General features: G+C 71.7%; 19 protein-coding genes and 1 pseudogene. 6 read left to right on the top strand and 14 right to left on the bottom strand.

The genetic code is table 11. From position 1 onward, the window contains the following. Positions 1–218: 218 nt before the first annotated feature. A complete protein-coding gene (locus K7G60_RS32485; protein ID WP_225804551.1) occupies positions 219–575 on the bottom strand; it encodes a hypothetical protein in 357 nt (118 codons plus the stop codon). Between the two features lie 116 nt (positions 576–691). On the opposite strand from K7G60_RS32485, the gene K7G60_RS32480 reads away from it, so the two are divergent. Continuing rightward, positions 692–1,072: a thiol-disulfide oxidoreductase DCC family protein gene (locus K7G60_RS32480; RefSeq protein WP_225804550.1), complete on the top strand. Its 381-nt coding sequence runs from the start codon at positions 692–694 to the stop codon at positions 1,070–1,072. Between the two features lie 545 nt (positions 1,073–1,617). Next, on the top strand, positions 1,618–2,298 hold the full coding sequence (locus K7G60_RS32475) for a hypothetical protein (protein ID WP_225804549.1): 681 nt from the start codon (positions 1,618–1,620) through the stop codon (positions 2,296–2,298). Positions 2,299–2,490: 192 nt separating this feature from the next. On the opposite strand, the gene K7G60_RS32470 is transcribed toward K7G60_RS32475, so the two are convergent. After that, positions 2,491–2,973: a DedA family protein gene (locus tag K7G60_RS32470; RefSeq protein WP_225804548.1), complete on the bottom strand. Its 483-nt coding sequence runs from the start codon at positions 2,971–2,973 to the stop codon at positions 2,491–2,493. Between the two features lie 651 nt (positions 2,974–3,624). On the opposite strand from K7G60_RS32470, the gene K7G60_RS32465 reads away from it, so the two are divergent. Beyond that, positions 3,625–4,857: a hypothetical protein gene (locus K7G60_RS32465; RefSeq protein ID WP_225804547.1), complete on the top strand. Its 1,233-nt coding sequence runs from the start codon at positions 3,625–3,627 to the stop codon at positions 4,855–4,857. After that, complete coding sequence (locus K7G60_RS32460; RefSeq protein ID WP_225804546.1) at positions 4,841–5,611, top strand: hypothetical protein; 771 nt, start codon at positions 4,841–4,843, stop codon at positions 5,609–5,611. The genes K7G60_RS32465 and K7G60_RS32460 overlap by 17 nt, the downstream gene beginning before the upstream one ends. 549 nt (positions 5,612–6,160) lie before the next feature. Here K7G60_RS32460 and K7G60_RS32455 read toward each other — a convergent pair. Next, entirely contained in the window at positions 6,161–7,189 is a 1,029-nt protein-coding gene (locus K7G60_RS32455) for a 2-dehydropantoate 2-reductase (protein ID WP_225804545.1), read from the bottom strand. A 200-nt stretch (positions 7,190–7,389) separates the two neighbouring features. Further along, a complete protein-coding gene (locus tag K7G60_RS32450; protein ID WP_225804544.1) occupies positions 7,390–9,621 on the bottom strand; it encodes an RICIN domain-containing protein in 2,232 nt (743 codons plus the stop codon). Between the two features lie 519 nt (positions 9,622–10,140). On the opposite strand from K7G60_RS32450, the gene K7G60_RS32445 reads away from it, so the two are divergent. Beyond that, on the top strand, positions 10,141–11,139 hold the full coding sequence (locus K7G60_RS32445; protein WP_225804543.1) for a LacI family DNA-binding transcriptional regulator: 999 nt from the start codon (positions 10,141–10,143) through the stop codon (positions 11,137–11,139). 107 nt (positions 11,140–11,246) lie between these two features. Here K7G60_RS32445 and K7G60_RS32440 read toward each other — a convergent pair whose 3' ends face one another. From K7G60_RS32440 to K7G60_RS32415, 6 genes and pseudogenes are all read right to left on the bottom strand, one after another. After that, complete coding sequence (locus K7G60_RS32440) at positions 11,247–12,083, bottom strand: class II fructose-bisphosphate aldolase (protein ID WP_225804542.1); 837 nt, start codon at positions 12,081–12,083, stop codon at positions 11,247–11,249. 7 nt (positions 12,084–12,090) lie between these two features. Further along, positions 12,091–12,341, bottom strand: a pseudogene (locus tag K7G60_RS32435) (sugar isomerase); the annotation flags it as partial. Positions 12,342–12,542: 201 nt separating this feature from the next. Then, on the bottom strand, positions 12,543–14,339 hold the full coding sequence (locus tag K7G60_RS32430; protein WP_225804561.1) for a beta-galactosidase: 1,797 nt from the start codon (positions 14,337–14,339) through the stop codon (positions 12,543–12,545). Positions 14,340–14,392: 53 nt separating this feature from the next. Next, complete coding sequence (locus K7G60_RS32425; protein WP_225804541.1) at positions 14,393–15,271, bottom strand: carbohydrate ABC transporter permease; 879 nt, start codon at positions 15,269–15,271, stop codon at positions 14,393–14,395. Continuing rightward, on the bottom strand, positions 15,268–16,236 hold the full coding sequence (locus K7G60_RS32420) for a carbohydrate ABC transporter permease (RefSeq protein WP_374115722.1): 969 nt from the start codon (positions 16,234–16,236) through the stop codon (positions 15,268–15,270). The genes K7G60_RS32425 and K7G60_RS32420 overlap by 4 nt, the downstream gene beginning before the upstream one ends. Positions 16,237–16,352: 116 nt before the next feature. Next, complete coding sequence (locus K7G60_RS32415) at positions 16,353–17,651, bottom strand: sugar ABC transporter substrate-binding protein (RefSeq protein WP_225804540.1); 1,299 nt, start codon at positions 17,649–17,651, stop codon at positions 16,353–16,355. A 234-nt stretch (positions 17,652–17,885) separates the two neighbouring features. On the opposite strand from K7G60_RS32415, the gene K7G60_RS32410 reads away from it, so the two are divergent. Next, positions 17,886–18,920, top strand: a complete 1,035-nt coding sequence (locus tag K7G60_RS32410; protein ID WP_225804539.1) for a LacI family DNA-binding transcriptional regulator — start codon at positions 17,886–17,888, stop codon at positions 18,918–18,920. A gap of 81 nt (positions 18,921–19,001) precedes the next feature. Here K7G60_RS32410 and K7G60_RS32405 read toward each other — a convergent pair whose 3' ends face one another. From K7G60_RS32405 to K7G60_RS32390, 4 genes are all read right to left on the bottom strand, one after another. After that, complete coding sequence (locus tag K7G60_RS32405) at positions 19,002–20,537, bottom strand: ABC transporter ATP-binding protein (protein ID WP_374115721.1); 1,536 nt, start codon at positions 20,535–20,537, stop codon at positions 19,002–19,004. Further along, complete coding sequence (locus K7G60_RS32400; RefSeq protein WP_225804538.1) at positions 20,534–21,319, bottom strand: ABC transporter permease; 786 nt, start codon at positions 21,317–21,319, stop codon at positions 20,534–20,536. Before K7G60_RS32400 ends, K7G60_RS32405 begins: the two co-directional genes overlap by 4 nt. Continuing rightward, positions 21,316–22,269 carry an ABC transporter permease gene (locus K7G60_RS32395; RefSeq protein WP_225804537.1) on the bottom strand — a complete coding sequence of 318 codons (954 nt, stop codon included), beginning with the start codon at positions 22,267–22,269 and terminating at the stop codon, positions 21,316–21,318. The genes K7G60_RS32400 and K7G60_RS32395 overlap by 4 nt, the downstream gene beginning before the upstream one ends. Then, a partial coding sequence (locus tag K7G60_RS32390) for an ABC transporter substrate-binding protein (RefSeq protein WP_225804536.1) occupies positions 22,266–23,585 on the bottom strand: 1,320 nt, incomplete at its 5' end. The genes K7G60_RS32390 and K7G60_RS32395, both read right to left, overlap by 4 nt.

Genomic DNA, 23,585 nt, shown 5'->3' with positions numbered 1-23,585 from the left:
AGCCGGGGACCCGCCCCGATGCCGTCCCTGCGGACTGCGCGCGTTCTTCCCGCGCGGTCCGGAATCGCCTTCGCCGACGCGGAAGGCGACTGCACCAGCGCCGCTTGGGCTCGCCGTCCGTCGCCTTCCGCACCGCCAGGACGGACAGCGGCGTACGTCGACGCGACCGGGTCGAACGGCTTTCGAGCACCGCCCGCATGGCGGCCGGAAAGCCCGGCTCATCCGCCGTCGGCGCCTTCCTCGTCGCCCTCGTCGTCGGAGTCCTCGTCGAGTGCCGCCAGCCCCTCGCTCCAGCGGGCGCGGCGTTCCGTCTCCCGCTGCTCCCACCACGGCGTGCCGCGCTCCCCGAGGGCGACCTTCGCCGTGTGCACCCGAGCCCGGGCGGCGCGTTCGGCCCGCGCGTCCTGGGCGCGCAGGGCCGCGGCCACGGCACGACGCGCGGCCATGAGGTGGGAGCGCAGCCGTGCGGCGACGTCCTGGGGCACATCGGGGTCCGTGGCCCGCCAGCGTCTGCCGTTGACGATCACGTACCGTCCGTCGGGGGTGCGGGCGGGTTTCCGCGCATCAGCCGTCACCTGTCCAAGCCTGGCAGACGGGCGGCCCCGCGCGACTTCGGCCGACGGGACCGACGGCGGCGCGCGGCCGACCCGGCGTGTGCGTCCCCGGCGTCGCGAGGCAGCATGATGGAGGTATGCGTTCTCGGCCTGTGCTCGTCTACGACGGAGACTGCGGCTTCTGCACGACGTCGGCGGACTTCGCCGAACGGCGTGTACGGCCCCGCTGCGACATCGTCCCGTGGCAGTTCGCGGACCTCGACGCCCTCGGCGTCACCCGGGAGCGTGCCGAGTACGAGGTGCTGTGGGTGACGCCGGACGGGGCGGTGGACGGAGGGGCCCGGGCCGTCGCGAAGGCCCTCCTGAGCGCGGGCGGAGTCTGGGCACCGCTGGGCGCGGTGCTCCTGCTGCCCGGCGTGCGGTGGGCCGCCCGCCGCGTCTACCGGCTCGTCGCGACCCACCGCCACCGGCTGCCGGGAGGAACCCCGGCCTGTGCCGTGCCCCGCCGTCCCCAGTGACCTGAACCGGAAGTCCTCGAACGGTTCGCTCGGCTTCCGGCGCCGCGGCCGGCGGTGCCGAGTCGAGCCGCACCCCGGCCGGAAGCGGGCACGACCGGCCAGGGCAGGGCCGGCAGAGTGCGCGTGCGCGGATCGGGTCTCATGAAGGCACTGCTGAGCCTCGATGGGATCGGAAGAAAAGGGCAGAAGACCAGCCGCGTCAGGAATGGCTTCCTTGTTCGGTCGAGGGGGCATGGGCACCGTCCACCTCGCCTACGACCACCGTGATCAGCCTCTCGCGGTGAAGACCCTCCGTGCGGACTTCGCTCGCGACACCGATCGCCGGAAGCGGTTCGCGCGGGAGGTCGCCACACCTCTGAAGGGGCGAGGCCCCTTCGTGCTGCCGCTCGTCAACGTCGACGCGAGCGCGGGCCGGCCCCGGCCGGCCACCCCCTGCGTTCCCGGGCGCACCCTCGACCGGTACGTCCGCGCCCACGGTCCCCTCACCGGAGCGAACCTCATCACGTTCGCCGCTGCGACCGCCCACGCGCCGGCCTGCATCCACCGTGCGGGGGCAGACGGTCACGGCCTCGGACGTGTTCGCCCGGGAGCTGCCGGTGACGTACGCGGCGGCCGGACTGCACGCCTTCGGTATCTCCACCGGAATCGATCACCGCATCGTCCACGCCGAGCCGGACCTGTCCGGGATCCCCGCGGAGTTGGTGACGGAGGTGACCGCGGCCCTGTCCAAGAACCCGGACGACCGGCCGGACGCCGAGGCCCTGGTCGGTGCGCTGTCGGACGTGCGCAGCCCGCAGAGCACCCTCGTCTTCCCGACGACGGCGTACACGCGGGTCGCCGACGACGTGCTCCCGTTGCGGACGTCGGACGCCTCCGACTGGTCGGTGCCCGTCCCGGACACCGGTCTCTCCCGGACGCACCCGGCCCCGGGCACGGTGCCGCAGCGGCGTCGCCGAACCGGGCGGGCCGTACGACCCGTACCGGGCTCCCCCGCCGCCGATGCCCTCGCCCGGCGACCGGAAGTGGCCCGCACGGGCGGTCTGGGCGGTCCCGACCGGCGGGGCGATCGCCCTCACCACTCGCCTACGACCGCACCTACGACGCCGGCAGCGACGGCCGAGTGGACCCTCACCGTCCCTGCCCGGGAGGCGGCTCCGCAGGAGCGCGGGAAGATCAGGACGGACTACGTCGCGGAACGGGTCACCACGGCGAAGGTCGTCCGCTGAGTGCTCCGTGCGTGAGGGAACTCGGCGAGCAGGTGTGGGTGCCCCCTGAGCGCCGGGCGGGGGTCCGGGGCTCTGAGCGGACTTCCGTACCGGGTGGACGCCGGGGACGGGGACCGCCCTACGCATCCCGTCCGAGGAAGGCCGAGGCCGCGCGTACGTCTCGCTCGCCACGGCACTTGCCGCGGGACGGGCTCACGGCTCGTCGGCCACGGTGTCGTCGGTGGACGAACCCGCCCTTCTTCTGCGGCACCACACCACGCCGCACACCGCGAGGAGGAGAACGGCCGTGACGGACACCCCGAGGGCGGTCCGCTCGGCGAAGAGCCCTCCCAGCACTTCGAGCGCGCCGAGCCCCGCGGTCGCGTAGACCAGCGCCCAGGCCGCCCCGCCCACGAACAGGGCGGGCAGGTAGCGCGGCAACGGCATGCGCATGCTGCCGGCGAGGAAGTTGGCGGCGGTCTGGAAGCCGACGGTCAGGAAGGAGACGGCCACCACCGGCGCGCCCCACCGCTGGATCGCCTCTTCGGCGCGCCGGAACTTCGCCGAGGAGATCCGCCCGGCGAACCTGCTGCGCCGGGCGCCGGCGCCGGCGAGCCACCCGACGGCGAACGTCCCTCCGGCGCGGAGCAGGACGATGGCGTACAGGGCTCCGGCCGTGAGCGCGACCTTATCCATGACGCCTCGTTCCGAGCGCCGGGCCGAAACCCGCGCTCCCTGTCACTCGCACGGGCGTCCTGCCTCATCGGGCGCACGACGCGCACGAGCCCGGTCACCGTCTCTCACCTGCGCTCCGCCTCCGCCCGTTCCGTACTCTGGGTTGCCGCCCGCCCGCACCGGAACCCGAACCCGCACGCTCCGGCCTGCACGCTAGGAAAGGCCAGCCTAACCTAAGGCGCATGCGGCGGACACAAGGCACCGGACCACCCGGGAACTCCGGGAACCACGGACGCGGTCAGCCGATCCGGTCGGCCCACCCGCCAGGGCGGAATCGTGTCCTTCATCCGGCCGACGGGACGGTTCCTTCCGCCGGAGGCCCGATGAGGAGCGCCTCACCGGGCGCCGCGCTCCAGGCGTGAGGGCCTCGACCGCCACGCAGCCGACCGCGAACCGTCCGCCGGACTTCACCGCCCCGTCGAGCAGCACCGCACACACCGCCCGTGCACCGGAACCCGTTGCCCGCTGTCGAGCCCCGTGAGAGCATCGAGGTTCGACGGTCCGTCTCTTGTCGTCCGCGCTTCCCAGCGCGGACGACAAGAGACGGACCGTTGCCATGTCCACGGTTTCGAGCAGTCCATCAAGATCTGCGAACGGCAGGTGTCTCGGTCGATGTACACAGCGGAGCGGACGGAAGCCCGCATCGAGGACGCGGGCAACATCCTGGTCGCTCCTTCGGCGTTGCGGGACGACGACGCGATCAGGAACTTCTTCGGGTCCGTCATCACACCGGAGGAGCTCGCCTCCGGCTCGCCCGATCTCGCGCAGAAGACCGTCTACCTGTGCGGCGAGACATCCAGGATCAGTGGTCACCAACTGCGCGGGGCCGAACGGGTGTTCGTCGTCCGGGAGCTTTCGCGGGATGGCGACGAGGACGTCGACGGGTCTTGGACTCGCATCGGCCTCGGCCGGGTTCCCCTCCGCGTGCACGGCGTCGGCGTGTACTACCGCCGCTTCTTCGGACTCGACGCCGGTCACTTCGGGCGGATCCGCGCGGAGCACGCGTTCCAGTCGCTGACGGAGTCCACCAAGACGGGAACGGCCCACCGCACCGGGATCTATCTGACGCCCGTCACGCGAGACGGTGACGACCTGCACTTCCGGCTGCTCCGGTGCTCCACGAATCTCTCGGGGCCGACCGAGAACTTCCGCCCGACCGACGCGTCCATCGTCGAGGCGTTGAACCACGAGGCCGGCACCGTCTTCCGGAATCAGGCGCCGCTGAACCACGTCCTCGCGCAGATCTACCACAACACGCGGGCCACGACCGAGCGCAAGCAGTCCAAGGCCAGGATCTCGGCCCATGCCGACAAGACCAAGGACATGCCCGTCAACGGCGTCATGGCCTTCTGCACCTTCTACGACGGGCTCGACGGGCTGCGGCCCCTGGCCGAAGACGCCTTCGACCACGGGGTGAAGGGGACCAGCGGGCTGACCGGTCTCCGGTTCCGCCTCAAGGAGCCCGACGGGGAACGCGACGAGGCCGCCTTCCCCGCGCAGTTCACCCTGACCCTCTATCCGGGCTCCGTGTTCTTCATGCCTCTGTCCACCAACCGCCTCTACACGCACGAGATCCGGCCCTCGGCCCTGGACGCCGCAGTGCTCCCGACCCGTCTGGGATACGTGGTGCGCTGTTCGAGCACCGAAGCCGTGCACAAGGACGGCGAGACGTTCCTCAAGGCGGCCGGAGGCGGTCTGGTGAGGCTGGAGCCGCCCACGCCGGGCGGCATGGACGAGCTGCGCAGGCGGTACGCCGAGGAGAACAGGACCTCGTCCTTCATCGATTACGGCGACGAATTCCTCTTCAGCATGAACACGGGAGACTACAGTGCCCCCCGGATCTAGGATCTCGGACGAGATCGTCTCGTGCGCTCTGCCGGCGGGGGAGAACCTCTTCGCGGAGCTGTCCGCGTCGGTGCGCTGGGAAGACCTGGGGAAGGGCCGGCGAGGCGCCGTGCTGACCAGGGTCGACGAGGCGGGTGGCGTGCCCCTCGTACGCACCACCACTCGGTACGGCAGCCCGGCACAGCGTTTCCGGGAGGTGCACGAACGGCTGGCGCGACGGGTCGAGGAACTCGTGGCGTCCGCGGTCGGCTTCGACAACGCTCTCATCGAGACGTACACGAACGCCTACCGCACCATGGGCAGCCATTCCGACCAAGCGCTCGATCTGGCCGACGACTCGCACATCGCCGTCTTCTCCTGTTATCAGGATCCCGAAGCGGACCCGTCCAGGAAGCTGATCTTCGAATCGAAGGGGTCGGGCGGCGAGTCGTTCGAGCTTCCCCTCGCCCACAACGGCGTGGTCGCGTTCTCCGTCGCCTCGAACCGCCGGCTCAGACACAGAATCGTCTGGGACGCGCCCGGCCGGACGACGGACAACCCGTGGTTGGGCGTCACGTTCCGGACGTCCAAAACCCTCCTCCGGTTCCGCGACGGACACGCCCACCTCCCGCAGGGTGCCCGCCTCGTGCCGGCCGACGAGGAGCAGAGAAGCGAGTTCTACCGACTGCGACGCCGCGAGAACAACGAGACGGACTTCGTCTACCCCCTGCTGACGTACACCCTCAGCGAGAGCGATCTGCTGCCGCCCGTCTGACCCCGGGGGATTCCGGACGGCCTTTCCGGTGGCGCGGGGCGGAGCACCGTGTCCCCCGTTCCCCGGACCGACAGGGCCGGCCCGTCGCCGAGGAGCACCGGCACGTCGCGGCCGGGCCGGTCCGACGGAGTCAGGCCGGATCGAGGTCGACGACCACGCCGGCGAGACCGTGGCAGCCGGAGCTCTCGCGGGCCCTGCGAGCCGCAGCAGCCAGGACGCACGCGATCTGCTCATGGTCCGCGCGGCGAACAGGACGGCGATGGCCTCCAGGCTGTCGACGGCGCCGGGCACGAGTCGGTGCCCGCTTCTCGTACGGAGGGCTTCGTGGTGCAGGGCGAGCGCCTGCTCGGAGGCGTCGGCGAGCGAGGCGCGGAGCTCCGCGACGTCGGCGAGCGCACCGGGCAGGGACATCGCGCGTGCGGCCCGTTCGACGCCGCCCAGCAGCTTCCGGGCGTCTTCCGCCTGGCCGTTCGCGAGCAGGGCCGTCGCCGGCACCAGCCGGGTGTCGAGCGTGAGGGACGCGTCGCCCGACCACCTGTCCCGGCCGGCTCAGGGCCGACGCACCGCCCGCAGCAGCTCCGGGCCGGACCAGGACCGACGGCCGCCCGGGCGTTCGGCCTCGTGCACCAGGGTCATGAGCCGTGCGTTCACCGGAGCCGTCAGGCCGTGTCGTTCCGCCATGGCCACGACCTCGCCCTGAAGGCCGCCGACCTCCGTCGCCCGCCCGTGCTCCAGGTCGTCCCACATCGAGGACCGCGCGTGCGCGTCCACTTGGAGGCCGGCCGCGGCGACGCGGCGGAACAGGGCGTCGGGCAGGCGCAGGATCCGTGGCGTGTGCCGGGGCGGGAGGGGGCCGAGGCGGGCCGGGCGGACTCCCGCCGCGGCGAACGCCGCCAGCGCCTCCTCCTGGCACAGCGCGAGGCACGTCCGGTACGCACGCGTGCCCAGCTGTTCCCGCAGCGGCAGGCCGGACAGCGCGTTCACCGCGTTGTTGAGGTTCATCAGCAGCTTGGCGTGCTGGACCTGCCGCATGTCGTTGCGCGGTTCGACCGGCAGCCCGGCGGCCGTCAGCGCCGCCACGAGCGGGGCCGAGGCGGGGCCTCCATCGAGCATGAGGGTCCCGCCCGTGCCCTGGTGGAACGTACCGGGCGCGGTCCGCGCGACGTTGTAGGGCACCATGCCCGCGAGCACGGCGACGCCCGGGAGGGCGTCGCGCAACAGGCGGGCGTTGTGCAGCCCGTTCTGGAAGCTGACGACGACGGCGTCCGGACGGAGCCGGCCTGCCATGCCCTGTCCAACCGACGCGGTGGCGGCGGACTTGACGGTGACCAGTACGCAGTCGGCGTCGGCGACCGCGTCCGGCTCCGTCGTGAGCGTCAGCCGCTCCCGGGGCACGCGGACCGCGGAGCGGCCTCCGCCGCTGAGCGTGAGCCCCGCGTCCAGCCCGTCCAGTACCGAGGGCCGCCCGATCAGTGTGACGTCCGCGTGCTGCGCCAGGCGGCCGCCGAGGTAGCAGCCGATGCTGCCCGCACCGAACACCGCGATCCGCAGCCGCCGGTCGCCGGTGAGGTGAGACATGTCGGCATCGCTCCTGGTCCACAAGGGTTACCAGAGAGTAGACAGGCGTCGTCCGGGAATCAAGGGCCCCGCATGCCGTCATCCGCGGACCGGATGGACTTCCGGCTCATGGAGGCGGCATGCTCGTACGTGCTTGACGAAACCATGCCGGGGTCCCGCTCGTCGCCCGGGACCCCGGCAGGTCGGTCACGGTCGGCGGGTCAGTTGACGGTCCACTGCTGGAGGGTGCTGCCGCTGTCGGGCTGCTGGGTGACCAGGGCCCCGTTGGTGGACGAAGCGGTTGTCAGGAGCAGCCCGCTCGCCGCGGACGCGACGGTGTAGGTGCCGTCGGACCGGCGGACGACGTTCCAGCGTTGGTTGGCGCCGCTGGTGCAGGTCCACTGGATGATCTTCGCTCCGGCGCTGGTGGAGCCGCTCTCGACGTCGGCGCAGAGGCCGGACTCGTAGTTCTTGATCTCGTAGGTGCCGTCGGCCTGCCGGGTGAACGTCCACTTCTGGTTGGCGCCGCCGGTCGGCGTCCAGGTGACGAGCTGGGTGCCGGGGGTGGTGCTGTGACCGGGGTTGTCGAGGGCCTTGCCGCCGGTGGTGAGGGTGTGCGTTCCGTCGAGCGTGACGGGGGCCGGACCGGTCGCGGTGAGGGTCAGGGTCTGCTCGCCGGCCGTGCGGGTGCCGCCGACCGCGTTGCCGGTGGCGTTGGTCCAGGCGCGGGTGGGCGTGGTCTCGGCGAGGCGGCCCGTATCGGAGGAGAGGCCGATGACGAGGCCGCTGTAACGGTTGACGATCTTGTACGTTCCGGTGGCCGTGCCGTCGGCCGGCGAGGTGCCGCGGATGACGAACCACTGCTGGCCGAGGGTGGGGCCGCCGCTTCCCGCCGCGGTGACGGTGGGCTTGGTGCCCCAGGCGCGGGTGGTCGTGGAGGCCGTGCCGACGCCGAGCAGCTGTCCGGTGCTCGTGTTGGCGATGCGGTGGGAGCCGTCGCCGTTGGCGGTGAAGGTCCACGACTCCAGGGCGGATCCGGTGGCGGCGGCGAGCGAGGTGGTGGCCGTGCTGCCGGAGACCTGGGCGAGGATCCGTCCGTCGGCGCTGGCGATGCGGTAGGCCTTGGTGGTGTCGACCGGGGCGGCGGGCGCGGTGGTGTCGATCGTCAGGTTGACGTACTCGCCGCTTGCGCCGCCCGAGCAGCCGAAGGAGCAGTAGGAGCGGAAGTTCCTGCCCACGATCGTGGAGCTGGTCTTGTTGCCGCTGTCGAGGAACCAGCGGTACCAGGAGGCGTTCTTGTAGCTGCCGGTGTCACCGAGCCGGAACCACTTCTGCGTGGCCAGGTTGTCGGTGGCGTAGATCTCCTGGGAGGCGTTGCCGCTCTGGTCGACGGCCTGCGGCTGGCCGATGTACAGGCCGAGGTGGGCGTTGTAGGTGATGTCCATGACGAACAGCGGCGAGGTCGGAGGCGTCAGGCCGTTGGCGATCTGCTGGCTCACCGTGCCGGCGTTGGCGGGGTCGTACTCCTTGGCCGGCGCGACGTACCCGGTGGTGTTGGTGCCTCCCACCGGGACCATGGTGCTCTCGCGGCCGCCGACACCCGGCTCGGACCAGGCGCCGTTGTACCACTTCTGCCAGGAGCCGCGTGCCATCTTGGCCGAGATCGGGGCGCGGGCGACGTGTCCGTAGAAGGCGGCCCAGCCGCCGCCCTTGTTCACGATGCGGGAGCCGTAGAAGGCGTAGAAGTAGCCGGAGGCGGTGTCGACGAACAGCCGCTGGTCCCCGGTGCCGTAGTGGTAGGTCTGCTGCGGGAAGGCGGCGGTGTCACCGCGCCTGGTGCTGTAGTGCGAGGTGATGGCGTGGTCCTTGATGGTCCACGTACGGCCCTGGTCCTTGGAGACGGCGTAGTCGATGCCGTCGTAGTGGGAGTAGTCCGCGAAGGGCTCCGGGGTGAACTCGTTGTGCACGAGGCCGTACCAGTCGCCGGTGTCGGGATCCACCCACACGCCTGCGAGGTCGCAGTAGTTGCGGTGCGCGTAGGTGCCCGTGGAGGGGGCCTGCGTGGACTCCACGCCGGTCGGGCTGTTGTTGCACCGCCAGGTCGTGTCGTTGTTGCGGTCGTTGCTGTTGGCCGGGTTGACCGCGTCGCTGAGGGTGCTGGAGCGGGTGGCGGTGTCGAGGTTCGTTCCGGTGTAGAAGGACCACTTGCGCGGGTCGCTCGCGCCGTAGAGCGCGTGGGCCTGCTGGAAGTAGAAGGTGCCGTCCTTGTCGATGTACGTGCCGGCGGGCGTGTCGTCCGGGGTCGTCCAGGAGCCCTTGGCGCCGACGGTGACGGTGTAGGACGCGGCGGTCGAGTCCGCCGATGCCGTGGGCGCCGTCAGCGTGCTGACGCCCGTGACGACCAGGGCGGCCGCGGCGAGCGCTCCGGCCAGTCTGGTTCGAGGAGTGGTCACGAGTACTCCTTGATCGCAGGAGCCGAAGGGAGACGGCTCCTTGGGTGGTCCGGCGTCCTGTCGGGACGGCGGTCGTGCTCGGAGCGGCTCGATGCGGTCCGAGTGTGGTGCTCTCTTCGTTCTCTTCGCCGGAGCACGGCGCACCACGTGGAGCGCGTCCGGTACCGGGAGGAGCGGGGGGCACGCGGCGGGGCGCGTGTTCTGAGGGCGACCGCGTTGCGGTGCGGCCGCGGAGGAGGGTGGTGCGGGGGGCGAACGGGAGCGGATGACGGGACCTGTGCGTCCAGTCGTCGTTCCGTGCCGGTCCGGGCGGCCTCCGGGATGCGGCTGCCGCGGGATGGGTGGACCGTACGGCTCATTTGACCGGTAAAACAAGAGTCGTGACGGGGAAACTTCCGTTTTCCGGAACCGAGGTGCCGCGAGCGCGCGCGAGCCGCCGCGGGTTGGGCGCGGATGTTGACTGTGCGGGCGGCGGCAGTAAGCTGCGAACGCCTGTGGATCGGTCAAATCGAGGTGGCCATGGTGACGATGCAGGACGTGGCGGAGCGTGCCGGCGTCACCAAGCAGACGGTCTCCAACGTGCTTTCCGGCCGCGTCGCCGTACGGCCCGTCACCGAGGCCCGTGTGCGCGAGGCCATCGCCGAACTCGGTTACGTGCCGAACCTGGTGGCCCGTTCGCTGGCCACCGGCAGCAGCCGTACGGTGGGCATGTTCGTTCCGACCGTGTCCACGGCGTTCTACGCCGATCTCGTGGAGGAGGCGGAGGACGCCCTCGAAGAACACGGCTACCGGCTGCTGCTCTGCACCACCCGCCGGGACGGAGAGCGCGCCAGGAGGCACCTCGCAGGGCTGACCAGCCGGTCCGTCGACGCACTGCTCATCGCGGGCGACCAGGGGCTGACCGACCACCTGCCGTTGCTGTCGCGCACCCGGTTCCCGGTGGTCCTCTGCGCCTGGGAGACCCCGGCCCCCGCCCGCTTCCCGGTCGTCACCATCGACTACGAACACGGCGGGTATCTCGCCGGGCGTCACCTCCGGCGCCTCGGCCACGAGAACGTGACCGTTCTCGCAAGCCCGGCACACGACCCGCGGGTCAGCGGCTTCCGGCGCGCGTTCGCCGAGGACGGCCTGGAGGTTCCGGACTCCGCCGTGCACCTGGCCTCGGAGCCGTCGTTCAGGGGAGGCGTCTCGGCCGCCGAGGAGGCCATGCGGGCCCGTCCTTCGGCGACCGCGCTGTTCGCCACGCACGACGTCCTCGCTGTCGGAGCCCTCGAAGCCGCACGGGACAGGGGGTACTCGGTCCCGGACGACCTGTCGGTCGTGGCTCATGACGACACGCCCGGGGGGCTGCTCGCTCGTCCCACCCTCACCAGCGTCGCCCTGCCCCACAGGGAGATGGCGCGTGAGGCCATCGGGCTGCTCGTCGGGGCGATCGAGGGAGGACAGCCCGCCGAGCCGCGACGACGTCTCCTGCTCCCCCGGCTCATCGCCCGCGACAGCACCTCCCCGCTCGTCTGATCCGCGGACGTGTCCAGACGACGTCCGCCGTGTGCAACGGTGTTCATCAACCCCCCATGAGGACCGGTGGCGGCCGGCCGTCGGCGGATGCGATACGGAGGCAGGTGTCAGGCGAGCGCCAGGACCCGCAGGAGGCGGGCGACCTCGGACGCGACCTCCTCCCGGGCCGCGCCGATGTACGTGCGGGAGTCGCCGACCGTCGGCCGGCGGTCCAGTTCCCGCCTCACGGTGGCGGGGAAGATGCCGTTGAGGCGGGTGGAGACGTTGGCCTTCGTCATTCCGGCCGTGACGGCCTTGGCGAGGTCCGTGTCCGATACGCCGGACGAGCCGTGCAGGACGAGGGGCACGCCGGTACTGCCGCGCAGGCGGCCGATCAGTTCGAAGTCCAGCACGGCGTCGCGCGTGGCCATCGCGTGGGAACTGCCGACCGCGACGGCGAGGCAGTCGACGGCGGTCGCCTCGGCGAACGCGCGTGCCTCGTCCGGGTCGGTGCGGACTCCCGGGGCGTGGGCGCCGTCCTTCCCCCCGATCTCGCCCAGTTCGGCCTCGACGAGGACGTCGGCCCTGTGCCCGTACTCGGTGACCGCCCTCGTCACGGCCACGTTCCGCTCGTACGGCAGCTTGGAGGCGTCGAACATGATGGACGTGAAACCGAGCCGCACGGCTTCGCGTACGAGGTCTTCGGACTCGGCGTGGTCCAGGTGGACGGCCACGGGCACGGTCGCCTCCTCCGCCAGGCTCAGGGCGGCGCGGCCGATGGGGGCCAGGGAGCCGTGGTAACGCACGGTGTTCTCGCTGATCTGGAGGATCACGGGAAGGCCGGCCCGGTGGGCGCCGTCGACGATGGCTTCGGCGTGTTCGAGCCGGACGACGTTGAAGGCCCCCACGCCCCGGTTCTGGGCGTAGGCGGGACCGATGATGTCGTCAGTGGGGGTCAGGGGCATGGGCGGTCTCCACGGTCGTGCCGGATCGGGTCAGCGCCACGACGCGGTCGTGGCGGCGGTCGACGGAAAACAGGGACGCGGCGAAGGCGTCCGTCCCGCCGTGACCGGCCTGCTCCCGCGGCTCGGCGTAGGCCAGGGCCATGTAGTACGAGGTGCCACGGCCCACGACCGCGACGCGTTCACCGTGCCCGGGGGCGCGTCGCGGTGGCCGGCGGCGGAGGCGGCCGCCCTGCGCCGGCAGTCGGGTGGGGCAGCGATCTCGCGCGCGGTGGGGGAAGGGGACGCGGGGTCATGAGAAGCGGTCACCGGTGCTGTCTTCCTCGGGGACGAGAGGCGGCCGGGAAAGCCGGGCGGTGCGGGGCGTGGGGCCCCTCTGCACGGCGTGCCCGTTTGCGGCGTGCCCGCTCGGCGGCGTGCCCGCTCGACGGCGTGCCCCGCTTGCGGCGTGCTGTGCGGTGATCAGTCGAAGGTCTCGATGTACTCTTCGCGCGGCCCGAGGAGGGGGGCGTCGAGGAGTTCGAGGTGCCCGCCGAAGTGGTCGAGTTCCAGGATCGTCAGGACGTTCGCTCCCGACCGCAGCAGGGGACGGGGGACGTACAGCGTCATCTGGGGACCCACTTCCCAGTAGCGGCCGAGCAGGGTGTCGTTGACCCAGACGAAGCCCTTTCCGAAGCCGGGCAGGGCGAGGAAGGTGTCGGCCGGTTCCCCGACGTGCAGCTGTGCCGTGGCGATGCCGCGGTCGTCTGCGGGTTCGGCCGCGGTGGCGGCCCGTGCGAGGTCCTCGGCGGTCCACTCGTCGAGGGGCAGGGGGCGCATGGACCAGCCGTGGACGAGGCGGCGCTCCACGCGGACGCCGCCGAGGATGCCCTTGCGCTGTCCGAGCAGCGGGCCGTAGTTGATGCGTCCCTGGTTCTCCACGAGCAGCTCGAGCCGGACCGCGGCACCCGTGCCGGCGAGGGTGAAAGTCGAGTCGGGCTCGTCCAGGACGGTGACCAGCGTGCCGTCGGCGAAGACCTGGGCGCGGTCGTGGAGACCGGTGACCGTCACCTCGTGGTTCCCGGGCGGGACGAGGGGGTGGGCGGTGTAGAGCACGAGGCCGGAGGCCTGTCCCAGCTCCTCGAAGCTCAGCGGGCCGGGGTGGTGCAGGGGCGTCGAGACCGAGCCGAGCGCCTCAAGCAGTCCGGCCCCTCTCCGTATGCCCAGGGTCGCCGGCTTGAGCAGCGGCGGATCGGCCGGCGGTTCGGGGACGGGATGCGGGTTGTACGGGGTGAGCCTGTCGCGCAGGGCGTGGAACTTCGGTGTGAGTGCTCCGTGTTCGGCTACGGGGGCGTCGGAGTCGTAGCTCGTGATGGTGGGCTGGAGGCGTGTTCCGTCGTGGTTGGCGCCTGCCCACAGCCCGAAGTTGGTGCCGCCGTGCGCCATGTACAGGCTGACCGATCCGCCGTCCTCGAGGATGCTCTCGACGTCGTCGGCGGCGCTCTGCGGAGAGCGTACGTGGTGCCGTTCGCCCCAGTGGTCGAACCAGCCGTTCCAGAACTCGGCGCACAGGAAGGGCTCGCCGGAGCGGCGTGACCGCAGCATCGCGGCCGCCTGATCGGGGCGTGATCCGAAGGTCGCCGCCGCCAGTTCGCCGGGAAGGGTTCCGCCGTCGAGCATCAGCGGTGTCGGTCCGTCCGCGGTGAACAGCAGTTCGGTGATTCCGCGTGAGACCAGGGCGTCGCGCAGCCGGCGCATGTAGACGCGGTCGTCGCCGTAGCTGCCGTACTCGTTCTCGACCTGCACGGCGACGACGGGGCCGCCGTGCGTGGTCTGACGGGAGGCGATGATCGGGATCAGGACGTCGAACCAGCGGCCCACTTCGTCGACGAAGTCCCGGTGGCTGCTTCTGGGGCGCATGCCGGGTCGCCCGGTCAGCCAGGCGGGCAGCCCCCCGTTGTCCCATTCGGCGCAGATGTACGGGCCCGGGCGGACGATGACGTCCAGGCCGGTCTCCTGTGCGAGCCGGAGGAACTCCGGCAGATCGCGCCAGCCGTCGAAGCGGATGTCGCCGCGGCGGCGCTCGTGGAAGTTCCACGGCACGTAGGTGTCGACGGTGTTGAGCCCGAGAGCGGCGAGGCGCTGGAGGCGGTCGGCCCACTGCTCGGGGTGGACGCGGAAGTAGTGAAGTGAGCCGGACAGGATCCGGTGCGGCTCCCCGAAGCGCAGGAACGTTCCGTCGGTACAGGTCAGGGCGGGGGACGTCGGTGCCTTCGCGATGGCGGGAGCAGGGGCCTCGGGCCCGGTGGTGGGGAGGGAGGGGAGGGAGAGGGTCACTTGACGGCTCCGGCGGTCATGCCCGCGCGCCAGAACCGCTGGAGCGAGAGGAAGGCGATCAGGAGCGGGGCGATGGACACCAGCGAACCGATGACGACGAGGGGCGGGGGCACGGCGACGTGGCTGGCGTTCCAGCCGACGAGGCCGACCGTGACGGGCTGCAGCCGGTCGTCGCCCAGGACCATGGCGGGCAGGAGGTAGTTGTTCCAGATCTCCACGAACTGGAAGAGGAAGATCGTGACCAGGGCGGGCAGCATCATCCGTACCGCGATCGTGCGGAAGACGCGGAACTCGCCCGCGCCGTCGAGGCGGCCGGCTTCGAGGACCTCGTCGGGCACGCTCTGTTCGGCGAAGACCCTGGCGAGGTAGACGCCGAAGGGGCTGACGACGCTCGGCAGCAGGACCGCGAGGGGGTGGTCGATCAGGTGGACGCCCGAGAACATCAGGTAGAGCGGCAGCGTGAACAGCACCTTGGGCAGCAGGACGGCCGCCAGGACCAGGGAGAACAGCAGACCGCGGCCGGGGAAGTCGTACTTGGCCAGCGCGTAGCCGGTGAGGGCGGAGAGGATCGTGCCGACCAGCGCGCCGGCGCCGCAGTACAGGACGCTGTTGAGCATCCAGCGCCAGAAGATGCCGCCGTCGTGACTGCCGAGCCGGGCGATGTTGTCGAACAGGCCGAAGCCGTCGAACCACAGACCGCTGCCGCCGAACTGCTCTCCGAAGGGCTTGGTCGCCGAGACCAGCAGCCACCACAGCGGGAAGAGGAAGTAGAAGGCGGACAGGCCCAGCAGGGCGAGCACGGTGACGCGGGCGGCGGGACTCGTCTCGCGCCGCGGTCTGATCCGGGCGGCGGGGGTGGGGATCACCGTGGTCATGCGTGGTCTCCTCGGCGGGTCAGCTTGAAGAAGAGGAACGACACCGCGCCCACGGCGACGGCGAGCAGGACCGACTGGGCCGCGGCATAGGGGTAGTTGCCGGCCGCGACCGCGCTCTGTGCCGACATCAGGGGGGTGAACGCGGAGGAGATCGATCCGCCCGAGACCGGCTGCAGGACGGCCGGTTCGTTGTACAGCTGGGCCGATCCGATGATCGAGAACACCGTGGTCAGCACCAGCGCGCCCCGCACGGCGGGGATCTTGACGCTCCAGGCGATCCGCAGGGCGGAGGCCCCGTCCATCCGGGCGGCCTCCAGGACCTCGGCGGGGATGGACTGGAGGGCCGCGTAGATGATGATCATGTTGTAGCCGGCCCAGCTCCAGGTCACGATGTTGGCCACGGACCACAGCACGACGTCTTCGTCGAAGAAGGGGATGGTGACGGCGAGCGGTTCGAGCAGCCGGTTGAGCGGGCTGGACGTCGACGAGTACATGAACGACCACACGAGTGCGGCGCTGACACCGGGAATCGCGTAGGGGACGAAGCTCGTCAGGCGGAAGAGGCCCCGGCCCCGCGCGGACTTGGAGTCGATGAGCAGCGCCAGCGCGAGGGCGAGGCCCAGCATGAGGGGGACCTGCACGACGCCGAAGAGGGCGACGCGGCCCAGCGAGGCCGTGAACGAACCGTCCTGCAGGGCCCGCGCGTAGTTGTCCAGGGGGGCGAAGACCTCCGTGGGCGCGGTCAGGCCCAGGCCGGAGCGGCGGATGGTGAAGAGGCTGCTGTAGGCCGCGTACACGATCGGCGCGAGGTACATCGCGATGAACAGGACGATGTACGGAGCGCAGAACAGCAGCGGACGGAGCCGTCGACGGCGTGCGGGCCGCGCACGGCGCGCCCGGCGGGACAGGACGGTGGCTGCCGGGCGCCGGCCGGGGGCGCGGTGCGCGGCGGAGGCATGGGTCACGGGCGTTCCTCACTGGGGCCGTCGCCTGAGCGGTGGCGGGGATCCTGGCGACGGTCGGGCGAACGGGGGCGGCGACCGCCGGGCGGGGCATGGGACACCCGCCCGGCGGGCCTGCTCTAGGGGGCGACGGCCAGGCCCTGCTTGCGCATCTCGGCCATGGTGGTCTCCTGCGTGTGGCTCAGGGCCTGGGCGATGGTGCCCTTGCCGGTCCATGCCTTGCCCAGGCCGTCGTTGAGGTCCGCGACCGTGCTGGGCATCAGCGGGCCCCAGGTCCACCCGGGGTCGACGCCGGGCGTGGCGGTGGCGAAGACGTCGTAGATCCGCTGCCCGCCGAAGTAGGGGTCGGCCTTCAGCTGCGGCAGGTAGAGCAGGGCGTTCGCGGCCGGGTAGAGCGACGCCTTCTCGATCAGCTTGCCGAAGGTGTCCTTGTCGGTGCTCAGCCAGTGGGCGAACTCCCACGCCGCCGCCGTGTTCTTGCAGCCCTTGAGGACGGCGGTGGCGGATCCGCCGGCGTTGCCGACCTTCTTGTCGCCCTTCTCCCACTGGGGCATGGGGGCGACGGCCCACTGTCCGGCTCCCTGCTTGGCGCCGCCCTTGATGACGCCCGCCTGCCAGACCGCTCCGACGACCGTGGCGATGTTGCCGTTGCCCAGGCCGGTGTACCAGGCCTGGTCGTACATGGGGGCGCTGCTGATCAGACCGTCCTCGACCAGACCCTGCCAGTAGTCGGCGACCTTCTTGTTCTCCGCGGAGGCCATGCTGACCTTCCAGGCGTCGTCGTCGACGCCGAACCAGTCGGCGCCGGCCTGCCAGGCGAGGCCCGCGTAGTCGTAGTCGAGGTAGGGCGAGGAGAGGAACCGCTTGGGGTCGGAGGCGTGGATCTTCTTGCCCGCCTCGCGGTACTCGGCCCAGGTGGTGGGCGGCTCGAGGCCGAGGGAGTCGAAGAGCTTCTTGTTGTAGAAGAGGGCCATCGGGCCGGTGTCGACCGGCGCTCCGTAGACGGCGCTGCCGAGGCTCACGGCGTTCCAGGCCGCGGACTGGTAGTCCCCCTTGGCGGAGGCGGCGTGCTTCGCCACGTCCTCCAGTGCGCCCTGGGCGGCGAAGCTGGGCATGGTCTCGTACCCCACCTGCGCCAGGCAGGGGGCGTTCCCGGCCTTCACGGCGTTGAGCATCTTCTGGTAGCCGCCCTTCGCGCCGGGCTGCACCGTCTGGTAGGTGACCTCGATGTCCGGGTGGCCGGCGTTGAACGCCTTGACGGCGTCCTCGTAACCCGGGGCCCAACCCCAGAATGTTATCGATGCCTTTCCCTCGGAGGCGGAGTCGGAGCCGGAGCTCGACCCGGAGCAGCCGGTGGCCGCGAGGGCGAGGGTGAGAGCACCCGCCGCTCCAGCAAAACGGACGAAACTACGCTTCACAGCTCCTCCTGAGTGCCGTGGCAGGCAACGGGGACGTCCTGCACGGGGTCGCCGGCCCGGCGATGGGCATCGATCGCACGATGCGTCCGACGGGTGTCGGTGGCCGAAACTATGACAGAGAATGTTATCGATGCCAATAGCTGTTATCGATTGACGCCCTGCCGCACGAAACTGCACGTGAGAGCCGATGTGGGCGATATCATCGACAGGTGTCGAGCGCGAGGAAGGGATCTCATGGGGAAGCACGGTGACACCACCACCGGGACGCGTCCGCCGGGCATGGCGGATGTCGCACGGGTCGCCGGCGTGTCCGCGCAGACCGTCTCGCGGGCGCTGGCCGGGCACCCCAACGTGCAGGAGAAGACCCGCGCGAAGGTGCTGGCCGCGGTGGACCAACTCGGCTACCGGCGGAACAACGCCGCCCGGATGCTCTCCTCCGGCCGCAGCCGCACCATCGGCGTCGTGACCCTCCAGACGAGCTTCTACTCCCGGGCCGCCGTCACCTCGGGCATCGAGAACGCGGCCCGTGAGGCGGGTTACGCGGTCAGCACCGCCACCACCACCTCGCTGGACACCTCCGCCATCGAGAACGCGCTGTCCCGGCTCGCCGACCAGGACGTGGAAGGGGTCATCCTGTCGGTGCCCCTGATCCACACCAGCCCCAGGATCGAGCAGCTCACCCGCTCCACGCCCACCGTCACCATCGACGGATCGCGCACCGACACCACGGAGGTTCTCGCCCTCGACCAGGTCGAGGCCGCCCGCATCGCCACCCAGCACCTCCTCGACCTCGGCCACGAGACGGTGTGGCACATCGCCGGCCCCGGCGAATGGCTCGAATCGGCACAGCGCCGCGACGGCTGGCAGGCGGCCCTCGAAGCCGCGGGCCGCTCGGTGCCGCCTCCGCTGGAGGGCGACTGGTCACCGGCCTCCGGGTACCGCAACGGGCTCGTCCTCGCCCGGATCCCCGACGTCACCGCCGTCTTCGTCGCCAGCGACGAGATGGCGTTCGGGGTGATCCGGGCCCTGCACGAGGCCGGACGACGCGTACCGGACGACATCTCCGTGGTCGGATTCGACGACATCGAGCTCGCCGAGTACTGCTCCCCCTCCCTCACCACCATCGTCCAGCCGTTCCAGCACATGGGCGCCCTCGCGGTGACCCATCTGCTCCGCCAGATCGAGGCGCCCGGCGCACTGCCCGAACCGCGCTCCGTCGAACCACGCCTCATCGTGCGCGCCAGCACGGCCCCGGTGTCCGGCCGCTGACCGTCCGACCGCGGCGGGTGCCGACATCCGTCATCGGGCAGGTGCAGGTTCGTCTCCGTCCACGAGGGCGGACCGAATGCCTCAGGCGCGCGTCCGTGCGGGCAGCCGCGTGGCGGTCTCCAGCAGGCGGACGCTGAAGGGGTGCCGCGGAGCGGTGAGGAGCTGCCGTGCCGGCCCCTCTTCGACGAGGTCGCCGGCCTCCAGTACGGCGATGCGGGTGGCCAGCGCGGCGGTGGCCAGGTCGTGCGTGATCAGTACGAGGGACAGGTCGCCCCGGTCGCGCACGAGTCCGGCGAGCGTGTCGAGCATGCCCTGCCGGGTGACCGTGTCGAGGCCGGAGGTGATCTCGTCGCAGATCAGCACGCGTGGCCGGGCCAGCAGGGCGCGGGCCAGCGCGGCGCGCTGGAGTTCGCCGCCGGACAGCCGGCCGGGGCGACGGCGTACGAGGTCTTCGGTCAGGCCGAGGCCGGCGAGGGTGGTGAGCGCCGCGGTCACGGCGTCCGCCTCGGCCGCCCCGCGCAGCCGCACCGCCGTCCGGGCCACCTGGTGGAGGACCGGGCGGTGTTCGTCGAACGCCGCCCTGGCGTCCTGGAAGACGTACTGGACGGCGGCGAGCTCGTCACGCGTCCGATCCCGCAGGCTGCGCGGGAGCGGGACGCCGTCAAGACGGATCTCACCGTCGTGGTCGCGGTGCAGGCCGGCGAGACAGCGCGCCAGGGTGGTCTTTCCGCTGCCCGAGCGGCCGACGACGGCCAGGCATTCGCCGGCGCGGAGGACGAGTTCGGGGGTTCGGAGCACAGCCGTCCGGCCGTGGCGGGCGGTGAGGGGACCGCTCCGGAGGACCGCGTCGCCCCCGGATGCCGGCTCGATGCGGGAGGTCGTGGATTCGGATGCCAGGAGTTCGGCCGTCCAGGGGTGCCGTGGTGCGAGCCACAGGCGCTCCGCCGGCGCGGACTCCACCACGTGCCCGTCCCGCATGACCAGGACCTCGTCGGCGAGGGCGCGTACGACGTCCAGGTCGTGACTGAGCAGGACGACGGCGATGCCTTCCCGGGACACGGCGGCGAGCTGCTCGACGACGCTCCGCTTCGTCAGGGCGTCCTGGCCGGTGGTCGGCTCGTCGGCCACGATCACCCTGGCGCCGAGCAGCAGCGCCTGCGCGAGGACGACGCGCTGCTGCTGACCGCCCGACAGTTGGTGGGGATGGCGCCCCAGCATCGTCTCCGCGTCGGACACCTGGGCCAGCGACAGCGCCCGCAGGACGCGCTCGTGGACGGCGGCCCGGCGTTCCCGCCGCGGCAGACCTCGTACCTGCGTACGGGCGATGTCCCGCAGCAGGGCACCGATGCGGCGTGCGGGGTTGAGCACGGCGCCCGGGTGCTGCGGGACGTATCCGACCAGGCCGTCGGGCACGCGTACGTCTCCGGTGACGCGTGCGCCCGCCGGGTACTCGCCGAGCAGGGCGAGGCCCGTGGTGGTCTTGCCGCTGCCGGACGCGCCCACGAGGGCGGTGATCGTGCCGGGGAGCACCTGGAGGTTCACTCCGTCGACGATCGTCCGGCCGCCGACGTGCACGCGCAGGTTCTTGATCTCGGCGACCGCGTTCACGGCGTTCACGTCCGTTTCCCCTTCTCCAGTCGGGCGTCGACGAGCAGGTTGGTCCCCATGGTCAGGGCGACGATGAGCAGGGCGGGCACGACCACGGCCCAGGGCTGGACGAACAGCCCGGTGCGGTTGCGGTCCACCATCACCGCCCAGTCGGCCGCGTCGGGCTCGACGCCGACGCCGAGGAAGGCCGCGGTGGCGACGAGGTACAGCACACCGGTCAGCCGTACGCCCGCGTCGGCGGCGAGCGTGCGGGTGAGGGACCGGCCGACGTAGCCGACGGCCGTGCGCCACCAGGTCTCGCCCTGCATGCGCAGCGCTTCGACCGCCGGGCGCGACGCGGCCTCGGCCGCCGCCGCCCTGACGATCCGGGCGGCGTCGGGGATGTTGACGAAGGTCACCAGCAAGGTGAGGCCGACGGCCCCCGGGGTGAGGACGGCGGCGACGAGCAGGATCATCAGCAACGACGGCACGGCGAGCAGCACGTCCAGCGGCCGCATCAGCAGCTCTTCCAGCCATGCGCGGCGGGTCAGCGCGCTGATGAGGCCGACGGGGAGCGCCACCAGGTAGGTCAGGGCCGTCGCGGCGAGCGCCACGAGCACCACCGAGCGCCCGCCGAGCAGGACCTGGCGCCAGACGTCCCGGCCGACGAAGTCGGTGCCGAGCCAGTGTCCGCCGCCGAGCGTGAACGAGGCGGTGCGCGTGCCGGGTTCTCCCGCGACCAGCGGGCCCAGGAGGGCCAGGGCGAGGGGGAGGCCGACGACGACGGCGCCGAGCGCGGCACGGGATCTCACGCGGCCGCCTCCGACCGGGGGGCGAAGCGGCGCGCGACCAGGTCGGCGCCGAGGTTGAGCACGACGGTGGTGACGCCGAAGACGACGGCGAGGCCCTGGACGACGGGCACGTCGCGTTCGGCGACGGCGTTCATCAGGACGGTGCCGAGGCCGGGGATCACGTACAGCGCTTCCACGACGATGACGCCGCACAGCAGCCAGTCGACGGTGCGGGCCAGCTGCTGGGCGGCCGGGGCCAGGGCGTTGGGGAGGGCGTGTCCGTACCGGACGCGGCCCCCCGGGATGCCGTGGCGTCGGGCGTGCGCCACGTACGGGGAGGCGAGCGCGTCGATCATGCCGGCGCGTACGAGCCGGGCGAGGGAGCACACCGGGCGGGAGAGCAGGACGAGCACGGGCAGCACCAGTGCGGCGGGGTGGGCGAGGAGGTCGGTGCCGTAGCCGACGGCGGTCGGAGGGAGCCAGCCCAGGCGCAGGGCGAAGACGGTGACGAGCAGCACGCCGAAGGCGAACTCGGGCACGGCGTACGCGCCGAGCGTCACCGCGCTGACCAGCCGGTCGACGAGCCGGCCCTCGTGACGGGCGGCGAGGACTCCGAGGCCGACGCCGATCGGGACGAGGAGCGCGACGGTCAGGGCGGCGAGCAGCAGCGTCGGCCCGAAGCCGTCGGTGATGTACGTGCTGACGGGCCGTCCCGAGGCCAGGGAGGTGCCGAAGTCTCCGTGCGGCAGCCCGGCGGCCCAGTCCGCCAGGCGTTCGTGCGCGGGCCGGTCGAGGTCCATCGCCTCGCGGATGGCGGCGATGCGTGCCGGGTCGGGCTGGTCGCCGGCGAGGACCACGGCGGCGTCGCCCGGCAGCGCCTCGGTGAGCGCGAAGACGAGCAGCACGACGGCTGCCGTCTGCGCCGCGCCGAGCAGGAGCCGCCGGGCGATCCAGAACCGGAGTCCGGTCACGCGAGCCACACCTTGTCGAAGCGGGCCCAGTCGAGGGAATTGGCGGGCGCCTTCGCCTCCACGCCCTTGACGTTCTTCGCGGTGCCGAGGATCCAGTCGGCGAAGCCCCAGATCAGGAAGCCGCCCTCGGCGTGCAGACGGCGCTGCATGCGTTCGTAGATCGCGGCCCGTTCCTCGGCGTCCCTGGTGGACTGCGCCTGCTGGTACAGGGCGTCGAAGTCCTTGTGCTGCCACTTGGTGGCGTTGGTGGTGGAACCGGTGAGCAGGCGCTGGGAGATGTGGGACTCGATGGGCATGGCGCCCGAGCGGTAGGAGGCGAAGGTGCCGGAGTCGAGGATGTCCTTCCAGTAGCTGTCCTTGCTGCCGGTCCTGACGGTGACGGTGACGCCCGCCTTGGCGGCCTGGTCGCGGAAGATGGCGGCCGCCTCGGTGAATCCGGCGGCGACGGGCGAGGTGTCGAGGGTGACCTCGAGGCCCTCGGCGCCGGCCTGCGCGAGCAGCGCCTTGGCCCGGTCGAGGTCCCGCTGCCGTTGGGGCAGGCTCGCGGCGTAGTACTCGTAGCCCTTGCCGAACAGGTCGTTGCCGATCTCGCCCGCCCCGGACAGGGCGCCGTCGACCAGTTCCCCGCGGTCGGCGATCAGGAAGAACGCCTCCCGCACCCGCTTGTCGTCGAACGGCGGGCGGTCGGTCTTCATGACGAAGCCCTGCATGGCGCTGTTGCGAAGCCGGATGATCTCGACCTGGCCCTTGCCCTCGTGGGCGCGGGCGGTGGCGGGGTTGAGCTCGTGGGCGTATTCGACCTGTCCGCCGAGCAGGGCGTTGACGCGGGCGGACTCCTCGTTGGCGACGATGAACTCCAGCTCGTCCAGGTACGGGGCGCCGTCCCAGTAGTCCTCGTTGCGCCTGAAGACGGCGGACCTGCCGGGGGCGAAGGAGACGAAGCGGAAGGGGCCGCTGCCGACCGGCTCCCCGTCGAAGTCCTGCTCGCCCTCGGGCACGATGTACGCGCCGAACGCGGCGAGCACATTGGGGAACTCGGCGGTCGGTCGCTTGAGGACGAACTCGACGGTCCGCTCGTCCAGCGCGCGGCTGGCCTCGAGGTCGACGGGTTCCAGGGACGCCTTGGCGCGGAACGCCTTCTTCGGGTCGGTGATGCGCCGGTAGCTGTACAGGACGTCCGCGGCGGTGACCGGCTTGCCGTTGTGGAAGGCGGCCTCGCGCAGCGTGACCTTCCAGCGGTCCAGGCCTGCGTCGGGCTCCCACCGTGCGGCGAGGCGCGGCCGGGCGGACAGGTCGGGGCCGTAGTCGGCGAGCTT

The sequence above is a fragment of the Streptomyces sp. NK15101 genome, from assembly GCF_020400725.1.
In the GTDB taxonomy this organism is placed as follows: Bacteria; Actinomycetota; Actinomycetes; order Streptomycetales; family Streptomycetaceae; genus Streptomyces.
This window is presented reverse-complemented; position numbering and strand designations above follow the sequence as displayed.

What these genes read in the sequence shown, in the direction of transcription:
- K7G60_RS32455 (WP_225804545.1), bottom strand. Translation starts at nt 7,189, where the DNA reads ATGTCTCACCTCACCGGCGACCGGCGGCTGCGGATCGCGGTGTTCGGT.
- K7G60_RS32470 (WP_225804548.1), bottom strand. Translation starts at nt 2,973, where the DNA reads ATGGATAAGGTCGCGCTCACGGCCGGAGCCCTGTACGCCATCGTCCTG.
- K7G60_RS32465 (WP_225804547.1), top strand. Translation starts at nt 3,625, where the DNA reads ATGTACACAGCGGAGCGGACGGAAGCCCGCATCGAGGACGCGGGCAAC.
- K7G60_RS32425 (WP_225804541.1), bottom strand. Translation starts at nt 15,271, where the DNA reads ATGACCACGGTGATCCCCACCCCCGCCGCCCGGATCAGACCGCGGCGC.
- K7G60_RS32445 (WP_225804543.1), top strand. Translation starts at nt 10,141, where the DNA reads ATGGTGACGATGCAGGACGTGGCGGAGCGTGCCGGCGTCACCAAGCAG.
- K7G60_RS32480 (WP_225804550.1), top strand. Translation starts at nt 692, where the DNA reads ATGCGTTCTCGGCCTGTGCTCGTCTACGACGGAGACTGCGGCTTCTGC.
- K7G60_RS32440 (WP_225804542.1), bottom strand. Translation starts at nt 12,083, where the DNA reads ATGCCCCTGACCCCCACTGACGACATCATCGGTCCCGCCTACGCCCAG.
- K7G60_RS32410 (WP_225804539.1), top strand. Translation starts at nt 17,886, where the DNA reads ATGGGGAAGCACGGTGACACCACCACCGGGACGCGTCCGCCGGGCATG.